General features: G+C 34.8%; 18 protein-coding genes. All 18 read right to left on the bottom strand.

All coding sequences use genetic code 11. From position 1 onward, the window contains the following. Window positions 1–23 precede the first annotated feature (23 nt). On the bottom strand, window positions 24–2,627 hold the full coding sequence (locus tag IGJ02_RS02635; protein WP_430603172.1) for a YfhO family protein: 2,604 nt from the start codon (window positions 2,625–2,627) through the stop codon (window positions 24–26). A 34-nt stretch (window positions 2,628–2,661) separates the two neighbouring features. Further along, the gene (lepB, locus tag IGJ02_RS02630) at window positions 2,662–3,369 is read right to left on the bottom strand and encodes a signal peptidase I (RefSeq protein ID WP_010761624.1); all 708 of its coding nucleotides are present in this window, start codon (window positions 3,367–3,369) and stop codon (window positions 2,662–2,664) included. 23 nt (window positions 3,370–3,392) lie between these two features. Further along, on the bottom strand, window positions 3,393–4,139 hold the full coding sequence (lepB, locus tag IGJ02_RS02625; RefSeq protein WP_430603170.1) for a signal peptidase I: 747 nt from the start codon (window positions 4,137–4,139) through the stop codon (window positions 3,393–3,395). Between the two features lie 22 nt (window positions 4,140–4,161). Next, a complete protein-coding gene (locus tag IGJ02_RS02620; protein ID WP_010761626.1) occupies window positions 4,162–4,827 on the bottom strand; it encodes a hypothetical protein in 666 nt (221 codons plus the stop codon). A 39-nt stretch (window positions 4,828–4,866) separates the two neighbouring features. Continuing rightward, on the bottom strand, window positions 4,867–5,952 hold the full coding sequence (locus IGJ02_RS02615; RefSeq protein WP_010761627.1) for a DUF916 and DUF3324 domain-containing protein: 1,086 nt from the start codon (window positions 5,950–5,952) through the stop codon (window positions 4,867–4,869). A gap of 104 nt (window positions 5,953–6,056) precedes the next feature. Continuing rightward, on the bottom strand, window positions 6,057–6,839 hold the full coding sequence (locus IGJ02_RS02610; protein WP_430603169.1) for a WxL domain-containing protein: 783 nt from the start codon (window positions 6,837–6,839) through the stop codon (window positions 6,057–6,059). A 32-nt stretch (window positions 6,840–6,871) separates the two neighbouring features. Beyond that, on the bottom strand, window positions 6,872–7,681 hold the full coding sequence (locus tag IGJ02_RS02605) for a WxL domain-containing protein (protein ID WP_430603167.1): 810 nt from the start codon (window positions 7,679–7,681) through the stop codon (window positions 6,872–6,874). A gap of 3 nt (window positions 7,682–7,684) precedes the next feature. Then, on the bottom strand, window positions 7,685–8,041 hold the full coding sequence (locus IGJ02_RS02600; protein WP_430603166.1) for an LPXTG cell wall anchor domain-containing protein: 357 nt from the start codon (window positions 8,039–8,041) through the stop codon (window positions 7,685–7,687). Between the two features lie 12 nt (window positions 8,042–8,053). Further along, entirely contained in the window at window positions 8,054–11,674 is a 3,621-nt protein-coding gene (locus tag IGJ02_RS02595; protein WP_430603165.1) for a pectate lyase-like adhesive domain-containing protein, read from the bottom strand. A 125-nt stretch (window positions 11,675–11,799) separates the two neighbouring features. Beyond that, window positions 11,800–12,507, bottom strand: a complete 708-nt coding sequence (locus IGJ02_RS02590) for a winged helix-turn-helix domain-containing protein (RefSeq protein WP_430603163.1) — start codon at window positions 12,505–12,507, stop codon at window positions 11,800–11,802. 273 nt (window positions 12,508–12,780) lie between these two features. Next, entirely contained in the window at window positions 12,781–13,881 is a 1,101-nt protein-coding gene (locus IGJ02_RS02585) for a tyrosine-type recombinase/integrase (RefSeq protein WP_430603162.1), read from the bottom strand. 701 nt (window positions 13,882–14,582) lie between these two features. After that, window positions 14,583–15,374 carry an LssY C-terminal domain-containing protein gene (locus IGJ02_RS02580; RefSeq protein ID WP_430603161.1) on the bottom strand — a complete coding sequence of 264 codons (792 nt, stop codon included), beginning with the start codon at window positions 15,372–15,374 and terminating at the stop codon, window positions 14,583–14,585. Between the two features lie 374 nt (window positions 15,375–15,748). Then, window positions 15,749–16,330, bottom strand: coding sequence for a LysM peptidoglycan-binding domain-containing protein (locus IGJ02_RS02575; RefSeq protein ID WP_430603160.1), 582 nt, complete (start codon window positions 16,328–16,330; stop codon window positions 15,749–15,751). Window positions 16,331–16,766: 436 nt separating this feature from the next. Further along, window positions 16,767–17,993 carry a hypothetical protein gene (locus IGJ02_RS02570; RefSeq protein WP_430603158.1) on the bottom strand — a complete coding sequence of 409 codons (1,227 nt, stop codon included), beginning with the start codon at window positions 17,991–17,993 and terminating at the stop codon, window positions 16,767–16,769. Window positions 17,994–18,017: 24 nt separating this feature from the next. After that, entirely contained in the window at window positions 18,018–19,745 is a 1,728-nt protein-coding gene (locus IGJ02_RS02565; RefSeq protein ID WP_430603157.1) for a glucosaminidase domain-containing protein, read from the bottom strand. A gap of 17 nt (window positions 19,746–19,762) precedes the next feature. Beyond that, window positions 19,763–20,902 carry a hypothetical protein gene (locus tag IGJ02_RS02560; protein ID WP_430603156.1) on the bottom strand — a complete coding sequence of 380 codons (1,140 nt, stop codon included), beginning with the start codon at window positions 20,900–20,902 and terminating at the stop codon, window positions 19,763–19,765. A gap of 824 nt (window positions 20,903–21,726) precedes the next feature. Further along, entirely contained in the window at window positions 21,727–23,667 is a 1,941-nt protein-coding gene (locus IGJ02_RS02555) for a heavy metal translocating P-type ATPase (RefSeq protein WP_430603155.1), read from the bottom strand. A 310-nt stretch (window positions 23,668–23,977) separates the two neighbouring features. Beyond that, complete coding sequence (locus IGJ02_RS02550) at window positions 23,978–25,618, bottom strand: peptide ABC transporter substrate-binding protein (RefSeq protein ID WP_430603154.1); 1,641 nt, start codon at window positions 25,616–25,618, stop codon at window positions 23,978–23,980. Window positions 25,619–25,632 lie beyond the last annotated feature (14 nt).

Raw genomic sequence — 25,632 nt, 5'->3', positions numbered from 1 at the left:
CTCCTTTACTTTTTTGATTTATTTTATGCTTCAATCTTTATCGTCAATTCTTTTTTTATCCTGTAGATATAGCCAACAAATAATAGTATACAAAGCAGGAATAAAATTGTGCCCATCACAAATCCTTGCGGTAAGAAAACAAAATTGATTTCATGTTCACCGGCTGGCACTGGGATCGCTAAAAAAGCATCTTTGAATGTTGGAATTGTCACCTGTTTTCCGTCGATATAGGCTTTCCAACCTTTATCATATGGAATCGTTGTTAACAACACCTCCTCTTTGTCAGAAGTAGTTCGAGCCTGTGCTTTACGACCACTTGTTTTAAAATCCACACTTCTTTCTTGAATCTTTTTCACCGACTTTTCAAATTCCTGTGTATTTAAAAAGACAACATCTGGTTTGAACAATGTAGTTCTTTGATTACCACCTGTAAAACTAGTCGTAACTTTTAATGTTTTTGTTTTGTCATAATACCCTATTGAATGATATTGACCATCATCGCGTAAATCAGTCCTACGTGTTACCCCGTCGACCGTCACATGCACTTTAGTATCTACTGCGGCACCTAGGTCTGTTGGCACTAAGCTTAAATAACCTTGTGAATTAGCAGGAACTGTGATTAACCACGTAACTGATTTTATTTTATTCGGCTCTTCTTCACTAAAGCTGACTGTATTTTCTTCTTCTGTGACAATGACATTTTTCGAGTCCACCATAGTGGCTTCTCCAAAGCTAAATAATTCCCCTTCTGAACTGGATAAATAATTGAAGAGTTCTGTTTGATTTCTGACTGCTTCTTTTTCATAAATACCTTTGTCAGTCATAATTCCGAGCGGTAGTGCATAATCATTTTTATAAAGGCTATAATCACCTGATTGGCCAATTTTTTCATAGCCAAACTTGTTTAAGTTTCCTTTGGCAATGGTATATTTCATTCCAATCAACGAATCCATCAATAAAGTATTATTTTCATAATGAACTTGCAGATTGCTACCTAAAGAACGAAACCCTAGTGCATTCATGTATTGTGAAGAATGCCTATTACGAATCGATGAAAACATCCCGATACCATGGTAACCAAAATTAAAACTATCATCTAAAGAAATTGGATTTAAATTTTCCATTCTAAAAAATGTTTCGTTTTCTTCAAATGCTTGGTCTGACAACGCCTTGATATGAGGATAGGGCTTAGCAATCAAATCACGTGAAGGATAGTTCCAATCCTGTTTAATTCCTTTTACTAACGCTTGCGCATTTACAAAAGCCTCTCCACTCATTAACAAAACTATTAACACGGGAAGCCACTTTTTCCACTTAGGCTGATACGCATAAAAATATAAAACTAAAACATACGCTGCTAAAAGACCAATTGTTACTACTAAAGACATTGTCGTGATAACACCATATCTTTTCTTATTCGACATAATCAAAAAGACAATGAAAAGGCCTGCTATCCCCAATACACCATTCAACAGTTGATTGAAGTCGCTCTTTTCAAATACTTCTAAACCATATCCAGCTAATAAAATCACTAAAAATGAAAATAAAAAACTAAACCTAAAAAGCAACATATTTGGCGAATGCATGCCATGCCATGCTAAATTCAGCGGTAAAATGTAGACACTTGCAATCACTAAAATAAACAAACTCCCAAAAAGTAATTTATTTTTAATTGCAATCTTGTTGCTGATAAAATAAAACATGCAAAAAATCAGCGCAAATAAGCCAATATAAATAAAAGGCATACTCTCAAATTTTGACGTATCATAAACACCCACTAAACTTTTTGCAACGAAATCCCATGGACCAGTATCAGGTGTTAAAAAAGTTGTGATTGCCGATAAACTTTCGCCATTATTACTAAGATCAAAAATTGTCGGCAAAATGGTGATCATTGAAGCCCCACCAGCAAGTAACGAAGTGATCAGATAAGTCGGAATCCTTTTTCTATAAATACTCCAATTGCCGATTGCTCTGGCAAAGAAGTACAGAAAAGAAAATACTCCTACCATAAAGGCCATATAAAAATTAGATAAAAATAAAAGTAGATAACTAACAAACAACAGAATTGGTTTCTTATCGTCCATCAACCGGTGGATACCTAGAATAATCAACGGTAAATACATAAATGTATCTAACCACATGATAACTTCCGAGTATCCTACACTGTAGGACATTAGTGCATAAGATACACTTAAACCGACAACGAACCAACGATTGATTTTAAACGTATTGTGGGCGAATATCCAAAAAGCCAATCCGCTTGCACCAAACTTAAGTAGCGTTAAATAATACAAAGCATCTGCCATATTTCCATTATCAAAAAAGAAAACGAATGGCGTGAACAAGCCATTTAAATAATATGCCATCAACGCCCAGTAATTTAATCCTAATGAACCAGACCAGGTATAGAAAATATTTTGTTTGCCATGTAAAACATTATTAAAACTGGCATGAAAATTTGCATACTGCGTAAATGAATCACTTGCTAAAACCGTTAATTTACTACCTGGATAAATATCGTTAAAATAATAAGTCACTGCCATTAATACAACAGGTATACTAAAGCTTAGCAGCATCGCTAAACAATTTTGTTTTAGAAACTCTTTTATTCTATGTTTTCTCATTTTAGATCTCACTTTCTTTACAGTTCCCAGAATTTTATCGGACAACGCCCATCTTATTAAATGGATAATAACGATAGACAACTACTCCTTCGATTTGATTCTGATCTACCAAACCAAATATTCGACTATCTTCAGAATGATTTCTATTGTCACCTAAAACAAAATAAGCATTTTCAGGTATCTTATAATAGACTGATAATGCTCGTGCAACATTTGTTGTAACATTGACTCGAATGGTTCCGTCTGGTAATTCTTTAGCTGCTAGGTTTTGACCATAGAGATTTTTAGGATTATTTTCTGCTTGGTGGTTAATATACAACGTATTTTCCTCTACCCAAATAACATCGCCAGGCATCCCTATGACTCGCTTGATATACGATTCTTCCTTCGCCGTTTTTGGTTCAAACGTGACAATATCATATCTGGACGGATGGACTCCTTTAGCAACCAACACACGATCTCTGTTACTAAAAGTTGGTTCCATAGAATGCCCTTCTACTCGATGCGTAGCCATACGAAATAAGAACAGAAAACAAGCAATGATAAAAAACAGAAAAATCAAGTTAGAAAAATAGTGACGTACTTTCCCAGCCCGACTTTCTTTTTGTTTTTTTTCTCCTTTAGCTATGTGCTGTCTTTTTATGTAGCTAAGTCTACTCTTTTTTTTATAAAGTGTTCTTTTTTGAGCATGACCAGCTGGGCTCTTTCTATGTACTATTTGTTCTGACTTTGACTGTTTCATTTTTTTCCCTCGTTATTCATATACTAAAAATGGGTCATTTCATGAATAGGAAATAATCGAATTGTCACCACACCAATAATATCTTTTTCATCAATCAGCCCAAAGTACCGACTATCTGTTGAATAGCGCCGATTATCACCTAAAACAACGTACTTACCTTTTGGTATCCGCTTTACTTGCAATATATCCTGAAGCGAAAAATCTGGTGTGATGTTCGTGTTTTTTTCTTCGTTAGATTGGGTCTCTTGAGACATAAAACGTTCCACTATCTCTTCTCCATTAATATACAACTTGCCTTTTTCATAAAAAAAATCTTCACCTGGTAAGGCGATTACACGACGAATCATGACTTCATTTTTTTTAGGCTCTTTAAAATAAATTAAACTGAACCGCTTGACTTGTCCCCATTTACTTACAAATAAGCGGTCCTTATCGTTTATCGTTGGCGTCATAGAATATCCTTCAACTTTAGGAATAGCGAATATAAAATAAGCAATCACAGAGATCAAACTCAGAGTAGAAATAATTGTAATAATCAACTCTAAAACAAGCTTTTTGCGTTGCATTTTCTTTAACGCTATCCGTTGTTTTTTTGTTAATCGATTACGTTTAGCACTCTGCTGTTTTTGTATTTTATGAGTTTTTGCATTTATTGAGGCATTTTTTTTATTGCTAGATTTCCTCTTTTTTCGCTCTTTGTGATTATCATTAGATATTGGTTTCGTTTTGGTTGTTGGTCGTTGCTTCTTTTTTTGGCTTCCTTGCTTCATTTGATTCACCTCGACCTAGCTACTACTTTTTGGTCTTCAAAGCAGCTTCATTGACTTTAAATCGTTTGAATACTTCTTGTTGACTATCCCTCACTTTTTTTACATCTTTTTGATAGCCTTCCATCGTATCAGCTTTGCCTAATGAATCTACTGTCTGACTACTCAAATTAGTTCCAAGTTCTTTCAACAAAACAAAATGCCGATTTAACAGCATTTGCCCATCTTCAGTTAGACCTTGATATGCTCTTCTTGCACCATAACTAGATAATGATAGTGAAAGTTCTCTTAGATTCTTAATAGATTTTTGTGGGTTTTCATCATTTTTAATATTGTTCAATTGCAGTTCAACTTCATCTAATAAATAGTAGCTTTGAACGATCGACTCTGAATCTTTTGCATGTAAATTATTCATTTGGTAGTGTCGAGTATATAAGGCGCTACCTGTTGCTATCAACATTAGAACAAAAAGGGTAATACCGCTGTTACGCTGACGTTTAACTTGTTTTTCAACTTTACGCCGTTTCATAATAAATTGTTTTCGTTTACGCTTATCTTTTGGCGGTCTCCTTTTAAATCGACGCAATTTCCGACTAGTTATTATCGAAAGAACAACAGAGAATAGTGCAAATAGGAAAAAGAGCAGGGCACTAGACAGTAATGTCACAAAAGACCAATCTAACATACTCATATTCGGCTCTCTCTCCTTTTTTAAATTTATTTTTATCTATCACTTACTTTTATTATTTTTTTTAGCATTCTTTTTCTTTGCAGCTCTTTTTTTATTCAGCATTCTTACAACAAAGAATATGATCAATCCTAAAATAAAGATACCAGCAACAATCGGTATGATAAGTTTCCAGTTAATTCCTTGTTCTTGAACTAGATTGACATCTTGTTTGTTATATTTATCAGCATCTTCATCCGTAATTGTAAACTCTTCGTCCCATTCCCATTTTCTATCTTGAGACGTTGCACGAACATGCGCTCGATACTTACCTGGCACCATTTTTTCTCCATTCATTGAAATTGGAAAATCCATCATACTGTTTGGTGCAAATCGCATACCTGCTTTTTTAGTATCATAAATAACACTATCAGATTCTTTTGACATGATTTGAACATCCAATGTCAAATCATCTAAAATTGCTGCTTTTATATTTGAAAGATTTACAAAGATGCTATTGCGGTAATTACTTAATCCAGCATATACCTTGTTCAATTTTAACTCCGGTTGAACTACAGTATCTGTTTCTGTCAGTACCATACCGACTAAGAATGCATATTCATTAACAACACCTTTTTGTTTTTCTTGTTCTTGTTTACTAATATGGCGTTTCATTTCAATACCGCCAGAAATCATACCATCATAACTGCTGTCAGGCATTGTAATTGCTAATTTCAACGGAACAGTTGTTTTGGGTGGGAGTTTTACAGATTCTTCTCCTTTGACAATATCTTTAAAATCATATTTCAATGATTTATCATTATCGATCGCACTCGGTCCATATTCAATAACACCGTTACCGTTAGTCTTAGCGCCATTAATTGAAACCTCTACTTCTACTTCTTGATCTCCATCGTTTGTCAAATCAATTTGAACAGTTTGTTTTTGTCCCGGCATCATTCTTAGATCATAATAACCAACTTGCGGATTTTTTTGATTTTCTGGTTTAATGACTTTATAACTGAATCCCAGCGGATTTTTTTGTCCTTCTTGTTTCTTCGAATCATTGGCGTATGCCAGCTGCGTTGGAAAAACAAAACTAGCTATGTATATAAGGGAAAGTAAAAATATCGTTGCTCTTTTTTTCATTCCTTTTCTCTAACCTTTCTATAAAATGAAATTCACCGACTCAATGAGCCGGCGAACCTCACTCAGTACTTATTTTTCTTTAAAATGAAGTTAATGGTTGCAACTTAAATTACGTCTGCCATCGTCCAAGTAATTTTTGCAGAGTAATCTCCTTCACCAATTGCGGTTGTTGACGGGATGTTTAACATAACCGCTTCTTCTGCAGTACCATCAGAGTGTAAACCAAAGTTAAGTTCGAATTTACCATAACCAACACCCTCTGCAGCATCTCTGTTATCCACAAAAATTTCTGATCCACCAGCAGTTGCACCATCGCCTGCTATAAGTTTTACAGTCCCTGATTTTTCAACCGGTTTTAAGCTTGGATCTGCAGTTGATGTTACATTGATGTTTTTGTACGTAATGTTAGCACCTTTAAGGTAAGTGCCACTTGTCTTTTCTTTAAAGTTTTCACTGATTTTAGCAGTTAGTTGGTATGGACGGCTATCTGTCGCACGTAAATCTTGGAACCATACAGCATTTTGCATGTCAAATTTCCCAGTGTTAGTAGCTTTATCTTCTTCTGTACTATCTGGGTTTGCTGTGATAAGCAACGCCTTGTAATCACGTTGTGTTTGACTTGTTAAAATATCGTGTGAATCAAAGTCTAATGGGCTAATACCAATAATACCCATAGGCCCAGGGTTTGTAGTTGTAATACCCGTTGTGATTGTTGTACCCGTTGAATTACCTGGATCAGTGATGATTGGATCTTCATCTGTATTATAGGTAAATTCAATATGCCCCGATCCATCAAGATCGTTCGCTTTTGTTGTGTTAGGCATTGCTAAAGCAACTCCTGTTGCTGCTAGTAATGTAGCCCCGCATAATTTGTGTGTTAATTTCATGTGTGTTTCCTCCTAGTTTTGTGTGTTTTGATTTATGGTAACTCGGCTAATGTCCAAGTTAGCACCGTAGTGTAAGGTACCGGATCTTTTTTCGTTGTTCCGGGTATTGACAACGTTATTGCACTATTTTCTTGCATTTGCTTATTTTCAAAGTTTGCATCAAGCATTGGCTTTCCATCTGCATCGACTTTTGGTTTCAAGGTGTTTTCTCTTCCAAGCGGATTATCAGAAGATCCTCCGAATGAAATAGACCACGTGCCTGCTCCTGTGCCTTGTTTTGCCTCTGCTAAATTATATGTTTCTCCAATATTTTCCAGACGAATAATATCACCTGAAACAACTGGGGCATATGAGTTATCTACCGTAGAATTCGTCCATGATTTGTCTAAAGACAACACGGCACCATTTAATTGATTGTTTGATGTTTTAGTATTCTGAAATTGTGTCTCTTGTTTTAACTGAAGAGTCCATCCTATTGCTCCGCCACGATAATCTGAAATCTGGATGAAATTCCCACGAGCTTCAGTCGCGCCATGAAATAATTGAGCATTCACCGAATACGTCATATCTTTATCGGATATTTTATTGCGTCCAGTAAAATTGAATTGTGGAACAAAATCAATACGAAGTTTTCCAGATGTACTCGGACTTTCTCCTGCATCGACAATGTCATCTGGATGTTCAGGATCTTTAATCCCTCTACTTTCATAGTTACCAGTAAACTGAATGTTCCCTGCGCCATCTAAACTTTCTTCAGCGAATACAGTCTGAGTCCCTGTTATAAAAGGTCCTGTTATTAAAAGAGTCGCGGCAAGTAAAGACAATGTCACTGTTCTTTTCATTGCTTAATGCCCCTTTCCTTCTTGCTTTTCCTTTTTCCGTCTCAAAAGAAAATAGCCTAAAACAATTACAACTACAACAGCACCACTAATGGATAAACTTTTTTTTACTAATTCACCCGTTGAAGGATATCTGCCTTTAGGCTTGATAGATGTTTCCTTATCAATTGGTTTTGATGAACTAGTTAATGTTGATGATTCTGTAGAACCATCTTCTTCGTAGAAACCAATTTCTCCATTCGTTTGAACTGCACCACCACCATTTTCATCCTCTTGTGCATTTACTAACTGAGGTGGCAAAATGACTAACGTAACCCAAACTATGAAAAAGATAAGCAGATATGTGACTTTTTTTGTTCTCATTTTATCCCTCCATTATTGGGTTTCACTTAAAGTAAATTTGATAGTCGCAGTGTACTCGCCAATTTTTCTATATTGGTTTGCTTCCAGAACCATTTTAAATCCATTCCCTTTTTTGACCCATTCCTCTTCACTAATGTTTTGACTACCTCTGGCTTTTTTGATAATGTCATATGGTTCTTCTAATTTCAGCACATTATCACGTGCACCATCTTTGTAGATAAGCGCTTCTGGTAATTTATAAGATTGGTCGTCGGTTGATTCCATCACTTTTGTTACTTTAGCGGATAGCTTCCAATCAGTTAAGACTTCTCGGCTATCACTAACCACAAGAGATTGATCAAATTCTGGGTTATCAGCAGAAAAGTTCCCATAACTTCCCGATTCTTTTAGCCCAAAATCAATCATTTTTGGTGCTGAAACAAAGGAAAGAACACCTTCTACTTTACCTCCTGGCAACCCAACTTCATTAGAACTTATTGTAAGAAGTTCATGAGCTGAGTCTGGATTGATTGGCCCTTGGATAAATGGCTTCTCTCGGGGTGAATCACCATTTGCCTTTGCTAGATTTTTAATATCATTACCCACAATAGCATCTTGCCCAAGTTTAACTTTAAAGCTTGCTATTACCTTTTTATTGGCCGCTAAATCTCCAACATAAATTTTTAATGTTCGTGTTTCTTCATCATAACTAAATTTACTTTGATCTGTACCAATTGATTTACCATTGATGGTAATACCATTATCTGTTGGATCAAAAGATAACCCAGTTGCTAGAACATCGACTAATTCAACATTCTTCCAAGGTTCAGATCCCGTCTTAGGATTTTCAGCTTGCAATGTATAGGTCAGTGTGTCACCAATTGCAGTTTTACCTGAACCTCCACTTGATACAACCGATTTAACTAATTTTGATTGATCTGGGATGACATCTTTCGTAATCAAACGTTTTGCTTGATTAAATCGCTCGTCTTTGTTGCCAATTTTCACTGCATCATGATAACCTGCATAAGTGCTGTAACTATCTACTTCCGTATTTATATTTCCGAATACCCCATCTGGTTCTTGAGTATACGTATCAGGTAACGTATAAGATGGTAATGGACTGATCAACGTCGTATCTTTTAGATAGACATCAACTTTATCTGTTTTTGTTAAATATTCTGGCAAATCAATTTCCCATTTCCCAGCATTTACAATCGTAGATATCGTTTGACCATCTGTTCCTTTTAGCCATGCACCATTTACTTTAAAGTAGACTTTTGCACCATCCTCATCACTCGTACCTGATAATTGTTTTGTGGCATTACTCAAGTCTGTTGTTACTACTGCTTGAGTTGGTGGGGTAACATCAATAACGGTTTGAATAGTTGTTTGAATATCTTCTGGCAAACTTTCATGCATTTTTCCAGATTGACTATTAGCTCCCGCTCGTCTAGCGCCCGTTACCTCAACTGTTTGACCCGTTTTGAGGAACTTCCCTTCTGGCAGATCGATTTTGAACATACCGTTTTTAGGATTTTCTCCCCATAAGCTTAACCCGGGTGCACCGATCGTATCGTCTGTCAACGTTTGATAGGCAATCGTTCCATCCGCATTTTTTACAGTTACATCAACTTTGACTTCATCCGTCCATGCATCACGAATTCCTTCAACCCCTTCTGGGACTGAAACGTGACCATATATTGATTTATCCGCATTTGTCGGTGTTCTTAGATCATCGACGATTGGTCTAGCATTATTCCCACTCATTCGAGCATAATTATTCGGCTGTCCAAACAATGATTTAAATCCTGGGTCACTAGCACTTGCGATCGTTGCCAAGTTAGAACCATTCAAAGTAAAGTCAAGCAATGTCCAATCGTATAACGGATCATCTAAATAAACGTTTTTTCCTTTTTGCCAAACACTGACATCTGTATTATTTGCTACAAATTTTCCACCAGCACCAGATAAACTGAAAATATTTGCTCCTCCAGGTCGTGTATTGGCAAAGTCGTAATAAATTGGATTATCAATCAAGACACTTGCATTAGCTGCCATGTTGAACACACCATATGCTGCACCACTCGTATTCCCTCGAGCAATAAATTCTGTATCTGGTCCTGCATCAATCGTAGAGGTATTTGAATTCCCGTATACAGCAGGTCCATAGTCCGCAATCATATTTACTTGACTATCTTTGTCTCTAATTAGAAAAGTATTATTACGTCCCGGCAAGTTCAATGCTTCATTAGAATTATTGCTTGCACTGCCAGATCCCTTATTATAAAGATTTAATTTAGATTTCCCAGAGACATTAGTAATGAATCCATCACCATTTAAACGTAAAGCTGGCGCTACTCCTGCCAAATGTTGGATGTCTATCACTGACCCATTTGAAATATTAAATTCATTATCAGGATTGGTCGTCGAAAAACGTACAGTTGCAGCCTCACCACCAGTTGTATCAGTAATTGCAGTTAACTTAGAATTATTTGCAACATTAAATTTATTACCGCCATAACGTAAACGAATGGAGGAAGAACCCGTAGAATGAGCCATTAGACTTGCGTTATCCAAATTAATCGTTCCACCACCACGATCCCCATCATTTATACCGACTGCCCATACCTCTAGTGAATTGCTGCTTTGGTTAGTAGTAACATTGCTTTTTGCCCCATTATTGGAAAATATATGCAATATGGTAATCGTATTACTTGTTGCATAAAAGTTATTTTCACCACTTAAGGTCAGGGTACTGTTTGTAGCATTAACAACGCCAGCAGCGTTATTTTCTGGAGTTTTAACGTTATTAAATTTGATATCCCAAACCGCTGAAGCGTTGGAATTAAAGATCGCAGTTCCACCAAGTTTGGTAATAGTTGCATCATTGACGATTAATTTATTAGTTGTAGTTGCTCCTAACGTCAAATTTCCATTATTGGCACCAAAATCTATTCTATGATTGTTTCCATTGATCGTTAAATCTCTTGTCAAGGTTCCTGGAGCAGAAGCAGCATTTGTAGCTGTTCTAGTAATATCAGCTGTTACATCTATCACATCTACTGCCGGATTACCTAAAGCGGCTTTAAAAGTATCCCAAGTGCTCACAGATAGCGCGCTTCGAAGTCCTTTGGGCTGCACTTGCGCTTCATCACTAACAGCAGTTGTTTCAATCATCTCTTTTTGATAGTCCAAATCAAAACTAGCTTTAGAAATTTCTTTTTCTTCACTCAAGACTTTCAATGTATCAGAAATTTTTTTATTGTATTCTGATGCTCTAAAAACGATTGGCAAGGTATAACTGCCTAGTGATTTTTTAAACGTAATTATGACCTGATTTTCCGTATCACTGTCCGTAATTTCCAAATCATTTAAAACTTCTTCTGAGAGATATTCAAGAATATTTTCAGCATATAAAATGCTTGATTCAGACTTATCTAATGCCAATGTGATTGTGCTTTTTTGCGGATCTTTCACTTTCAAATCAAATTCAACTTGATTTTTAGTTTCAGACTTTTTTTCTAAAACATATGAGCTTCCTTCATTATCAGAAGCTTTTATTTTAGTTTGGTTACTCAGAACTAAAAAACTTATTACGCTAAATATTGTGACTAAAATAGCGGCCAAAGAACTTTTTTTCCGAATTCTCATTTTTTTCCTCCTTTCCTCAAAAATGACATGTCTTTTGAGACAAATTTATTTCAATTTTCTCGTATTATCAATGAAAAAAATATCAATACGATAGAAAATGGAAACCAAACTATTTATACTCCTTATCAACTAGATAACATATATCCCCTAGAACGAACAGTTCGGATATATTTTGGCTTAAAGGAATCGTCTTCAAGTTTTTTTCTCAAATGAAAAACCAGATTAGCTACGCGATATTTTTTATCGCCCTTTTCTTCTCCCCAAACTTTTTTATACAGTTCTTCATAGGTGATTGCTTCACCTTTTCTCTGAATCAATGATTCCAGCGCTTTGAATTCCAACTTAGTCAGTCCTACTTCCCCTTTTCCTTCAATACTTACGGAGAAATTATTAGGGACTAGTCGAATTGCTGGTGGTTGTCCTTCCATTGTTGGATGTACAGTATCAGTAATAGTCTCTTGTTTCTGCTTCTTATCAGTTCTTCTCTCAAGTGTATTCATAATAGACAAACAAAATTCATCTGACTCTGTCCGATTATCAAAAGTACCATCCGCTCCAAGTTGAAGATGGACAATACGATTTATCTTTGTTGACTCATCAGATAAAATCCAGACAAAATGATTCGTCAAACTTCTCACTTTGATTATCGACTCACACGTCAAGCCAATATCTTCTATAGTAGGTTCATTGATGATCACCGCGTCCATTTGGGGAATCCTTTCCTCCATTTCATTTAAATTGACATGATGAAGCGTGCATTTTTTTTCTTTTAAAGCAACTATGTATTCTGATCGATCCTCTTCAATAGTATTTACTAAGGCTATGTTAAACATTTGTTTCCTCCTAGTTCTTAATAATGGTCGGTTCCAGTTATTTTCAATTCCTTTGTCATTTTCATTTCTAGATTTAAAATAATAAACTTAAAAGCCAAAAATTATTATTTTATTCAAATTCATAGTAGAATTAATTTTAATTATTAATATTTATAAATTTGACAGAATTTTCTCGTTCTAAATAAGAACAGGAAATCACTGCATAAATCGTTTGATATCAACGATTTGAATTTCCTTTGACGGCGATTGTGACGGCGAAACCGTAATTTTCTACTAGATAGCAGCAACTGCTTCCACCGCAATTCTTTCTTCTGTTAAGTTGGAATTTGTATAAATATCAAGTGTCATTTTGGTTGATGCATGTCCCAATAAAGAACTGATTACAGCAATATTTACCCCTTTTTCTAAGCAACGAGTAGCAAACGAATGTCTCAAGGCATGAAATGAATAATCTGCTAATTTAACCTTTTGCAACAACCGTTTAAATTGATAGCGAATCGTGCGTGGTTCTGTAAACCCTTGAGTTTTAGAAACAACATAAGCACTCTTGCTCAATTCTTTCTTACTCAATAGTTGCTCTAATAAATCAGATGATAAAGGTATCACTCGCTCTGAATTTTCTGATTTTGGTTTTTCTTCGATAATTTGCGTCTTATCGCTACTTTCGGTATAAGTTTTTACTCTCTGAAGGGTACGCTTGATTGATAGCACTCTGTTTTCAAAGTCGATATCTTCCCATTTCAAGCCAGCAATTTCGCCAATTCTCATACCTGTTTCTAATGACATCAACATTGCTAGACCGTTAGAAGATCTTTTTGCTTCTCTTATCAAAAGTTTGTGTTCAAATTGTGAAATAGTTGCAATTTTAGGTTTCTTTCCTTTTGGAAGCTCAACATTTTCATAAACTGAGCTTTTCACAAAATGTAGTTTTTGTGCATATCTTAAAGATGTTTTTAATACTCTAAAAACAGAATGAAGTGAATTGATTGATATCTTTTTCTGCGTATTGTCAATAAATTTATTGATATGTTCAACTGTTAAGTCACTCAGTCTTATCTCCCCAATTAAGGGACGAACATGACAGTCTAATTTGCTTTTATAACTATCAAATGTTCCTGGTTTCACTTTTGTACTGATTATTTTCTCTAACCAATAATCTAACCAATTGTTGAGACTTCCGTAAAACTGTTCTGACTGGTCTTGAGCACTGAACATCGTTGCTTTTTTTATTGTCAATTTTTTCTTCACCTCTGTATACGTTTGACCATAAACATAACCATAATGGATAAGCCCATTCGCTTTTCTTCCCTTAATATATCGCCCCTCCCAACGACCATCTTTTCTTTTATAAATATTTTCACCTTTTCTAGCCAAAGTAATCTTCCTCCCATAAAAAAATAATTGACGGCGAATCTGACGGCGAAAAAAAAAAACAGCTTTTCTCAAATTATTCAGAAATTAATGAAAAAATTGATATGTTCTTAGGATAAAAATGAGTTATACTTACAAAAGATAAAAAAAAGATATCATATCCACATATTTCACTTTATTTTTATCTTTAAAACAAGTAATTAAAAGATATTTCGCAAATCATATAACCGTTTAAAAGTGATGAAAATAAAAATATATCCACATTTTCTTTAATCCGCCATTTTTTTCCTGTTCTTATTTAGAACGGGATTTTTTATATATACATATTTCTATAACAAGTATATATAAAATAACTACTTTTTTATTATTAAAAAAAAGAGAAAATATCATACTTTTTTGATAAACAATATAAAATTTATCTATTCCTATCCAAATACCATAAGAAAGACAACCGTTAAATAGTGTTGTCTTCTTCAATGATGACGTAAAAAATGGTGATTTTAATTTTCTTCTTCTATAAACATCTGATTTTCTAAGCCAATTGAAAAAATAATCGTATAAAGACGTTCTCACCAGAACAATACTTGCAAAAAACAGTATTAGAAAACAGTTGTTAACGTCCGATGTTGTTTCCTTCTACTTGATCAATCGGGAGCAAAAAAAAACCGAAGAAAAGTGTTTTACCTTCTTTTCTTCGATTCTCCTTATTTATCTAATTTAATAAACGGCAATGCACCATCAGTGAAGATTTCGTCACCACCACCGTTACGTCCATGATAACTCGTAGTGAAGTGTTCAACTATTTCAATAGAAACAGATTGATTTGACCGTTTAAGCATACCTAAAACAAAGTCTCGCTCTTGATCGACATCTGAATTGATTTTATGTGTGATTTGTCCTGTAAAAAATGAGAAACCAACTTTTTTATCATAGGTTGCTGCACCTAGCCAATCGGCATTCCTTCCTCCAGGTAAATACCAATCTTCTGGTGTTTTCCAAAAGCGAACATGATGTCTTCTTCTTGGATTGTTGTCTATCTCTCGCTCAAATGCTATGTCTTGCTTCTTATTAAATAGAAATAATGAACTGACTGGTGCTTTAGGATAGGACTTACCTAAAACACTCGCAATGATCATATGCAGACTAGATTTTATTGATAATGGCTCCGCTATTGTCCAACCAGCTTTTATAAAAAGTTGATTTAATTCTTCTTGCGATCCAATAAAAGCAAGGTTGATTGGATCGCCAAGTAAACCATCCCCTGTTCTCGAGCGTCCGATAAAATAATCTGGCAAATAGCGTCCTGTCATTAATTTATTAATAAAAGGAAGAACCAGATAGGAACTAAATAGCCATAAAATGATATAAAGAAAGATATGGATTTTTCTTGTTAAGATCTCTGAAAATAAGGCCTTATAAGCTAAGTAACCGATAATAGCGATAAAAATAAAACGAACTAATCTAAAAATGGTGTTTAACAACGCCTGCTTTTTCATATAAATACTTCCCTTCTCTACTTATTATTCTTTTCCTTTTGGATCATAAGAAACATATTTGAAAATGAACTAGATAATTTTCAAATATGTTATTAACAATTATTATACGAGTCTCTCCCTATTATTGCGAGTTCTATATTCTTTTCTATTCGATTATTCATGATTTTATTGCATTGATTATTCTAGCTACTTTGAGATTTTTGTAAGGTTCTGGTATTTTACTTCACCTTGCCTAAGATAAAGTTCATTAAATTATATTCACTTATTAAAGGTAGTGTATTATCATTTCGCTTACTTCATAAAAAAAGAAGCCCCCAATAAAATGGTTGCTTCTCTTATTATTTATTTAATTGTTACCTATGAGACTGTATTGTTTAATACCAGCCGTTAGCCATCCAGAAAGATTGTGCTGCTTCCCATGACCCGTAACGTCCAGCTACATAACTATCCGCTACACGTTCCTGATTGGCTTCAGAATAGTCACCATTTAAGTAAGAAGCATCTAATTGATATCTACCGATATATTTACCATTTGTTGCACCATAAGAACCACTTGATTCTTTTTGCGCAATCCATTCCTTTGCAGAAGAGCTATCTGCTGCAACTGTCGATGATACAGGTGTCGATTCTGCAACTGGTGCTTCTTGTACTTGCGTTTCTTGGACAGGTGCGGCTACTGGCGCTTGTTGTTGAGCTGATGCTTGAGTCGCTTCTTCATCTGTACGAATGACTAATTCTTCGCCTTCGAAGATCATATTTACATTAAGGATATTGTTATCTTTTGCGATTAAATCGATTAAGCTATTGTCTCCATTAAATTGATGAGAGATAGTAGATAATGTATCTCCTGATTTTACTGTATATAAGCTATCAGCATGCGCGTCAGTCGTTCCCATAAAAATTCCAAATCCTGCAGTCAAAGTTGTTGCTAATAAAATCGTTTTAAGTGATTTCATGTTGTTTCTCCTTTGTAAAAAATATTTTCGTCGTTTGTTTATCGACTTTGCATACTTTAACATCTAAAAATATTTCATAGGTGAAGATACCGTAACAATTCGTTACGAGTGTTTGCATTGCGTAACAGCTTGTAAAATACACTCATCAAAACACTTGTTCGCACTGGATTTCTTTTTGATTTTAAGAATGTAAAAAAACATGTTTTTTTCTGAAATATTCTTCTTATTCATTTTAATAACAAACGTAATGTTACAAAAATCTAGAATTATTACAGAATTGCAGCTCGCTTTTCTAGTAAAAAATGACCTTTTACTACAAAATCTATGAATTTTAAGAAAATATATTGTAGCAATAATGACTGTTTTACTTCTTTAATCGACAAAAAAAGCAGAAACCTTTCTAGTTACCTAGCGTTTCTGCTTTGTTCATTAATGATTATACATCAAATTCTTTTTGCTCGATCACTGATTCTAGTAATCTATTTTCAGTTTGAATTATATCAAAGAAGGCACTGATCTTCTCTAATTGTTCATAATCGATTTGATATAATTTTACTCTGGGTTTTAAAAATAGGAAACCAGGACGAATTTTTACTCGCTCATTGATCAAATGACATTGCTCCATCATTGATTGTAAATCCATTTCTGATACACTATTTTTAATTTTTTCAATTCGTGCACGTTCATAGACCCATTGATCTTTCGTTACGGTCATTTTTTCCGTAGTTGTTACTAATTGACGATTCAAGCGCCAAGATTGTTCAATAAACTTCGCCTTTTTATAAAGATCATCATATTTTATCAAATCGATCCGGACTGGTTTATACCAGTCTTCTTCATCAATTGAGCTTTTTTGATGTTTCTTAAATCTTTTTAAGCCACTAACGAGCAAACTGTTTTCTATGGCGAGCAGCTCGTACTCTAATTTTTCTTTTGCTACCCGCACACGTTCCTTTGACGCTTTCTCTCTCTTTAGACTTTCTTTTAAGAAAAGAACTTCGCTTTCTTCTGAACGAGTAACTGCAGTTATTTCGACTTCATCTCTTGGTTCTACTTCAGATATTTCTTCCTCTTCTGAATCATCATCTAAAAATGAAAAATCGACATCTACTGCATTTTCAACATTTTCTTCTATAGATACTTCTACAGGAAAAGTTAGTGTCTCACTAGATAAAGACATCTGCTCTTCTTCTTGAAAACTAGCAAGGAGTATTGCTTCTAAGATACTGCTGACTGATTCAGATTTTGAATAGCCCATCTGTTGTAAACTAGCTGAAACAATAAATTGAATTGGTTCTTCCTCTGAAGCGAAAGAAATGGGAATCAATTCACAGAAATATGTACTAAAAATACCGTCCACTTCTTCAACTATTTTTGTCCAAATAAACTGTGGGAAAAGTTCTTCCAGTTCTTCCAGTAAAACATCCCAATTTAATTGAGCTTGAAAAAACTGGATTTCCACATGTTTTTTGATCGGTGAAGAAATAATTTTTTCAGAAATTTCATCATTTTCCAGAAAAGTTAGAAAATCTCCCGTTGAGCGTTCATAGAGTGTTTCACATGCATCAACAATTTCTTCCGTACTATCTTTTTGGTAGAGAACGGTTCCCATAGTGAATGGAATTGCTTGTTGATGAAAAAACACATCGAAATAATCATTCATTAAACCGTTCTCCTTTCTTGTTTTCTACGATTGAAGATCATAAACTGGCGCTAAAATAAGCTGCTGTCCTTCTGTTAAGAAATATTGATCTAAGTCGTTCCACTCTTTTAACGACCAAACTGAAATACCAGTTTTTTTAGAAATACTAGCTAAAGTATCGCCTTTTTTCACCTCATAGGTTTCTTTTGTTTTCTTACGAGTTGCACTTACTTGATAATCTTTTGTATCTTTTTTAACTGTTGTTTTCTTTTTAGTTGCTGTTGTTTTTGTTTCTTTTTTAACAGCCGACTGTGTTGTAGCTTGACCTGTGAATGCATTCGATAATTTTTGAACCATATCCAATGAACGATCTACTGCATCTTCTTTTACTAGAGTTGTAACTTTGTCTTCTTGTTTAGGAACACTTAATTTCTGACCAATAAATAACATACGTCGGTCTAATTGATTTTTTTCTAGAATTGCTAGTGTAGAAATATTATATAGCTCACTAATTGATTTAAGTGATTCACCTTTTTTTACAACATGCGTAAGGTATTCAATATTTTGATCTTTTTGATCATTTTTCTTCTCTAACTTATCAAAAGACGTGTTTAATGTAATTTTCTTAGCTTTTTTAGTTTTCTTTTTGTCTTTTAATGTATCATATTGCGTTAAATCATACGCATCAATCAAGCCATTCAATTTTGAATTATAGCTAGTATCTGTCGCATAACGCCCTGTTAAAAACTTCGTTGCATCTTTATATGATTTTGTGTTTGTTTTCCATGTACCACTATAAAAACTACTGCTTGCATCAGTTCCACCGCGAAGAAGCTTCACATAATCGCCTAAAGATTCTTTGTATGATGGATACTTTCTAAAATTAGAACGAATCGTAAACATACCACCAGAACCATTGTCTTCACTAGTTAGAAAATTAGCACTTGAACCTTCATAACTCCCCTTGATACCAAACAAATTGTAATTTGGTGCAGAAGCTAGTGCACTGTTTCCAGAAGCACTTTCTAAAATTGCTTGGGCAATCATCACTGATGCATATAAATTATTCTCACCAGCGATTGAGCGAGCATCCTCACCAATTACTTTAACAAAACTTTTTGTTGTCAGATTAGGACTTATATGGAATACCTGATCTGAGCCGCCACTATTGTTCCCAGTTGTCGTTCCAACAGTAGAGCCGGAATTTGGTCTGCTTGGCTGCGGAGTTGCTACACTCGGCCGTTGGATTGGCCCTTGAACGGGTGGTGTTGGATTGTTTGGTACTGGTTTCGGTTTTGGTTTACTCGGTTTCGGCTTGCTTGGTTTTGGTTTTGACGGAGTTGTTGATGAACTCGTCGTCGTACTTGTTGTACTAGTACTGCTTGTTGTACTAGTACTTGACGTTGTTGTCGATGTACTTGAATCTGATGTACTCGTTGAATCATTCGTGTCTGACGTAGAACTTGTATCATCTGACGAACTTGTCGAATCACTGCTTGTCTCTTCAGTCGATTCTTCAGTTGAAGACATCGCACTATTTTCGGTAGAAGAGCTAGTTTCGATTCCTTCTATTGTACTTTCTGTTGTTTCATGTTCCTTAGTTGAAGATAAAATTGCTACACTTTCTTGTTCTTCGGAGCCTGAGGTTGCTTGATTGTTAATTTCTTTAGCAACAATTGGTTGAACATCGGTAACAGAAAGGACAGCACTTGAAGTAAGCAACCCTACACTTAATAATCGTAACTTTTTACTGTTTAGATTTCTTTTTTTCATACTGTGTCCTCTCTTTCTTATTGATATGGATCTTCTTTCACCAAGTTAATGATCTGGTTAAAGGCTTGTTCTGACTCTTCCTTAACATCTTTGATGCGTTTGTAATAATTTTGGTATTCTTGTTCGGCACGTTCTAAGCGTTTTAGGACACTCGCTTTTTTCTTTGTTTCTTCATTGATAAGCTGTGCATGTTGATTTGCTTGATTTACAATTTCTTTTGCTTGTCTCTTCGCATCTAATAAAACTTCGCCAATGTCTTCTTTAGATAGTTGTTGATCCACATCGATTGTTTTTTGAGCTAGTTGACTTTTAGTTGCTTCTAGTTCCTGGCGAACCTTCGCTAACTCTTCGTACACCCCTGAATCTGTCGGTGTATCTGATGCCATAATTACGATACGATCTTCTGAAAGTTTATCGATTTCTTCTTGTTTCGCTAACAGCTCTTGTTCGTACTGTCTAATTTTATTTGCAAAGCGCTCTGCTTTTTTGCGGTTTAAGTCTGTTTCATCAATTTGACGATTGCTTTCACGTAATAAGCTGTTATATTTACTTCTTATTTGTTCAAGTTCAGCCATACGAGCATCGTAATCTTTTGGCACAGCTTGTACCATTGATAGTTCATTCTCTAAAGATTCATTCGTTTGACGGACAGCTTCTATTTCGTTTTGTAATTGAGAATTTTCTCTCTTACCCTTACGTAATTCAGCTTTCAACTCTCGAAGCTCACTTTGAAGTTGCTCATTTTCTTCTTGAAGTTCTTCTAGTTCTTCATCATCGATAACTACATTGACTGGTGGTCTCTTTTTCTTTGGCTTAGGCTTTCTAGCAACAGGAGCCTGTTTTGTTTTTTTCTTTTTCAGTGAGAATAACGGTCGGTCATCTTCATACTCGTCATCATCATCATATTCGTCATCGTCGTCATAATCTTCATCATCATCGTCGTATTCGTCATCGTCGTCATAATCGTCATCGTCATCGTCGTATTCGTCATCGTCGTCGTCATAATCTTCATCGTCATCGTCGTAATCATCATCATAATCGTCGTCATCGTAATCATCATCATCTTCGTACTCATCGTCGTCATAATCTTCATCATCATATTCATCGTAATCTTCGTATTTTTTTCTTTTTTTACCTTTGCCAAAAATTTTTAGCATATGCTCACTTCCTTCTACAAAAATGGGACTCTCTCTTGTTATTGATTATTTTGAATGTACTAACTATAAATACTAAGTAAATTATGTGAATTGTCTTTATATGTAACTATAGTGACAAATGGCGTAATCGTTTTATTTGTAAAATAATCAACTATTCTTTCATTAGACAAAAAGCTTCAAAAACGTACCTACCTTTTTCTATTTTATCAGATAAAGCTTAAACAAACAAACTGAATTAGTGGTTTATTTCGGGTTTCGTGAAACTAAAATTGTTGTCAGTTTTATTTTCAAAATAAAAATATCTATAACTAAAAATTTATATGTTTTTTTATTATCACAAACTATTGAATCGACAAATTTATTCCATTTTATTATATATATATAATAGAATTAATATATTTTTAGACAGTTCTGTTTTATCTGTCTTTCCTTAAAAACAAACTGTCCATTCTTAGCTAATATTGTTACTATTTTCTTTTATACTATGGATTAAATCCATTTTTAAACGTTAGATTTTATTCTAAAACAAACGAAGTGGTCTCTAATAACCTCAGAGACCACTCTTCTTAAAATTAAATATTTCATTTTTAAAATCAATAATATATAAAATAATCAAATTTCTCACTAATTATTTTTTGTTATTAATTTAATTAAACTTTAGGAATACTATCAAATATTCTTTTTCGTAATTTGCTGTTTTTTCACACAAAATCCTCATTTTCTTCACAATTAATGAACCAATTCCTTTAGTTTTGACACCTAAAACAGACTAACTTTAAAAAAGTTGCTCCTGAAGTTGATAGCTTAAGTCTCAACTTTTTTCTTTACTCTTTAGATGGGATCAATAAACGTAATCCATTTAAAATAACTAGTAATGTGCTTCCTTCATGGGCGATAACACCAATCGTGATATCCATTTTTCCAAGAATATTCATCGTGATCAATAGAACTACGATAAACATTGAAAAGATGATATTTTGCCAAACAACTCGATCCAACCGTTTAGAAATCTTATGGGCATAGCTGAATTTAGTTAAATCATTCTGCATCAATACAGCATCTGCTACGTCAATTGCGATGTCTGTCCCTTCTCCCATTGCGACACCGATATCCGCTGTTACTAAAGCTGGCGCATCATTGACACCATCTCCTAACATTGCCACATTGCCAAAACGTGCTTGTTGATCTTTAATAATTGCAGCTTTGTTTTCGGGCATTACATTCCCAACAACTTCGTCGATCCCGATTTGCCGGCCAACTGCTTGCCCTGTTAATTCTGCATCTCCAGTGATCATCGTTGTATGGATGCCTTGCGATTTTAGATAAGAGATGACAGTTTTAGCATTTTCATTTGGTACATCCATCATTGCAATCAAACCAATTACTTCATTATTTTTCGCAAAATAAACAACGGTTTTTCCTTCTTTTGCGTATTGTTCATTATGGGAGTTGATCTGGGTCTTGACTAAACTGAATAATTCGGGTTTGCCAATTTGATACGTATCGCCAAGATATTCTGTCACTAGCCCTTTACCAACTTCATTTTCTACCGTTAAGGTCAATTCTGTTTTTGCTTTAAATTTGTCCAATATGGCATTAGCTAACGGGTGATTAGCTGTTTTTTCCATTGCAACAATTAAATCAATACATGCTTGTTCTGTTAATTGTGCTGAGTCTGTCAAAAAATAAAAATCGGTCACAGATGGTTTTCCCTTAGTCAATGTACCAGTTTTATCAAAAGCGACTGACTTGATTGTTGCTAAGTTTGCTAGATAAGAACCACCTTTAAATAAAACACCTCTTTTAGCCAAATTTGAAATCCCTGATAAAGTGGCTGGTACCGCGCTTGCAGCCAAAGCACAGGGTGACGCAGAAATCAGAAATACCATTCCTCGATAAAAGCTTTCATTCCATGACCAATTAAATATAAATGGTCCAGCTGCTATAAAAATTGGTACTAAAATCAAAACACCCGTCACGTAATAAGGTTCTATTTTTTGGATCTTCGTAGCTGTTTTTGACAAGTTTGATTGCGATTGATTAACTAATTGAAGAATTTTGGCAAAGACAGTATCACTGCTATCTTTTGTAACTTCCATTGTAAATGTACCACTACCATTAATCGTACTACCAAATACTTCATCACCGATTGTTTTTTCTCTAGGTATACTTTCTCCATTAATAGAAGATTCATCAATTGAAGTTCTTCCAGTCAAAATAACTCCATCAGTTGCAATTTGGTCGCCGTTTAGCACTTGTAATTTGTCGCCGATCTTTAATGTAGCGACATCAACTATCTTCACGCTACCATCAGCTTGAATCAAACGAGCTTCTGTTGGATTCATTTTAAGTAGATTGGTAATTTCTCTTTTACTACGGCCTTCTGCATACTCTTCAAGAAAATGAGCAGCTGCGAAAATGATAATCAGCAAAGCTCCTTCTTCATAATTTCCAATAATCGTCGCACCAAATGCGGCTAAAGTCATCAAAATATGAACATTTGGGACAAACTTTCTTTGCTCTTTTGATTCATTGATCGTATCTACAATACCTTCTAAAATAATATGATAACCGGATAATAACATCGCACTGACAAAGAGAATATTCTGCAATAAAGAGCCTTCACCGATAAAGAATGCCACGATAAAAATAGCTAACCCTGTAAAAAATAAAATGACTGGCGATTTCCCATGACTATGATCGTGTTCATGACCATGTCCTTTCTCATTTGAGCAACTGTGATTATGTTCTTTTGTTGTTTCCATTATACTCTTCCTCCTTTTTGGTTGTTTTCTGAAAAGATACACCTTTTTTCTTTCAAATGAATATCCGTTCATATATCATATACCTATAATACATGAACGGATATTCATGTGTCAAGTGAAAACTTATTCTTTTTTTTGCAAAAAAAAAGCTGAGACAAAGCGTATTTCCGAAACCTTCAATTCTAAGTGCTTTGACTCTTAGAATTTGATGTTATCGAAGCCTAACGAAGTAGTTGCTTTGTCTCGCTATTTATTTGGGTTTAAAGCGCGAAACAAAACTGATTTTTCGTTTTGTCTCACGCTTCTCTGCTTATTCTGTTTCTTCTACTTGAATATATTTAAAACTATAGGGTGAACCAAAACTGTGTTTTACTACACCACTGATATTTTTCTTTTGTAATAAGGCTGTTTGTTGTTGATAAATTGGAGCAATTGTGTAATCTTCAGCTAATAAAAGATGTTCTGCTTGCAATAGATCTGACCATCTTTTTTCTTCATCTGCTGCATCTGTATCAGAAGCAGCTTGAATCAAGCGATCATATGCTGGATTTTTGTAATTGACATGGTTTAAACCAGAAGTTGAGGCAAACATATCTAAAAATGTAATCGCATCTTTAAAATCAGGCATCCATTGACCAAAAGCGATATCATAATCACCAGATAAATAGCGTTGCTGCAGGTTATTACTTGGTAATGTGGTGATTTCAAATTTGATGTCTGGCAGTACTTCAGCGATTTGGTTAGCTAAATATTCAGCTGTTTTTTTCTCTATGTCCGTATCTTTCGTTAGATAAACTAATGTGATCGCCTCTTTATGCAACTCTTCTTTCGCTTGTGTAAACGCTGTTTGTGCGGCTGTTTTATCGAATGTTTGCTGAACACCATTTTCTTTACGGAAATCTTCCCCTGTTTTTGGATTTTGAACAAAGTTTTGAGGAATAAAACCAGTTGCCGCAATAGAACCGTCTCCTAAAATGTTTTTTACAAAGGTCTCACGATCGATTGCTAAAGAGATTGCTTTGCGTAAATTGACATTCTCCAATAATTTATTTTGGCCTTGATTAAAGCGGAGATAGCCCATTTTTGTATCATTTTGGTTTTGAAAATCTGGATCATTTTTATATTGTTTAGAAAATTCTCCGTCTAATACAACTCGATCTAACTCATCCGTTTGATATAAATTAACGGCTGTACTGGTTGATTTTACAACGGTCGTTTGAATTTCATCAACCTTCACATTTTTCTCGTCCCAATACTTTGGATTTTTGATGTATTTCCAAGTATCAGAATTTTGTTCCCAACCGTCTAGAGTAAAGGGCCCATTATAAAGAGTTGTTTTTGCTGACGTTCCGTAGTCGCTGCCTTGTTTTTCAGCAAACGTTTGGTTGATTGGGAAAAATGTTTCAAATGTCAATAAAGACGTAAAATAAGGAATTGGTTTGATCAGATGGATCACTAGCGTATGCTCGTCTGGCGCTTCTACTCCAAGTTGATCCGATTTCATTTTCCCTTGATAAATGGCATCTGCATTTTTGATTGAAGAAACAAATAAACTAGCATATGATGGTGCTGTTTCCGGTGTGACGGCTCGTCTCCAGGCATATAAAAAGTCTTCAGCCGTTACTGGATCACCATTTGACCATTTTGCATCGTCTCTTAAAGCAATCGTATACGTTTGTTTGTCTTCGCTGATTTCTGGTAGCTCTTTGGCTACAGCTGGAATTGCTTCATCTTTTTCATTTAATTGGTAAAGCCCTTCAAGGACTTGATTTTGGGCATTGAAACTAGTGAAATCTTCTTCTTGTGTGGTATCAAGGGTTAGCAGTTCTGCTGGCTCAGTGAAATGAACGACTGCTTTTTTCGATTCAGTCGACTCTGACTTTCCAGCCGGATTGCAACCTGTCACAAAAACTAAAAGTGCCAATATACTAATTGCAAAAACCTTTTTCATCTCTTTCCTCCTCA

The organism is Enterococcus sp. DIV0724b, assembly GCF_050531475.1.
Taxonomy (GTDB): domain Bacteria; phylum Bacillota; class Bacilli; order Lactobacillales; family Enterococcaceae; genus Enterococcus_L; species Enterococcus_L haemoperoxidus.
The sequence above is the reverse complement of the archived record's forward strand: the minus strand, read 5'-3'. Positions and strand labels throughout refer to the sequence as shown.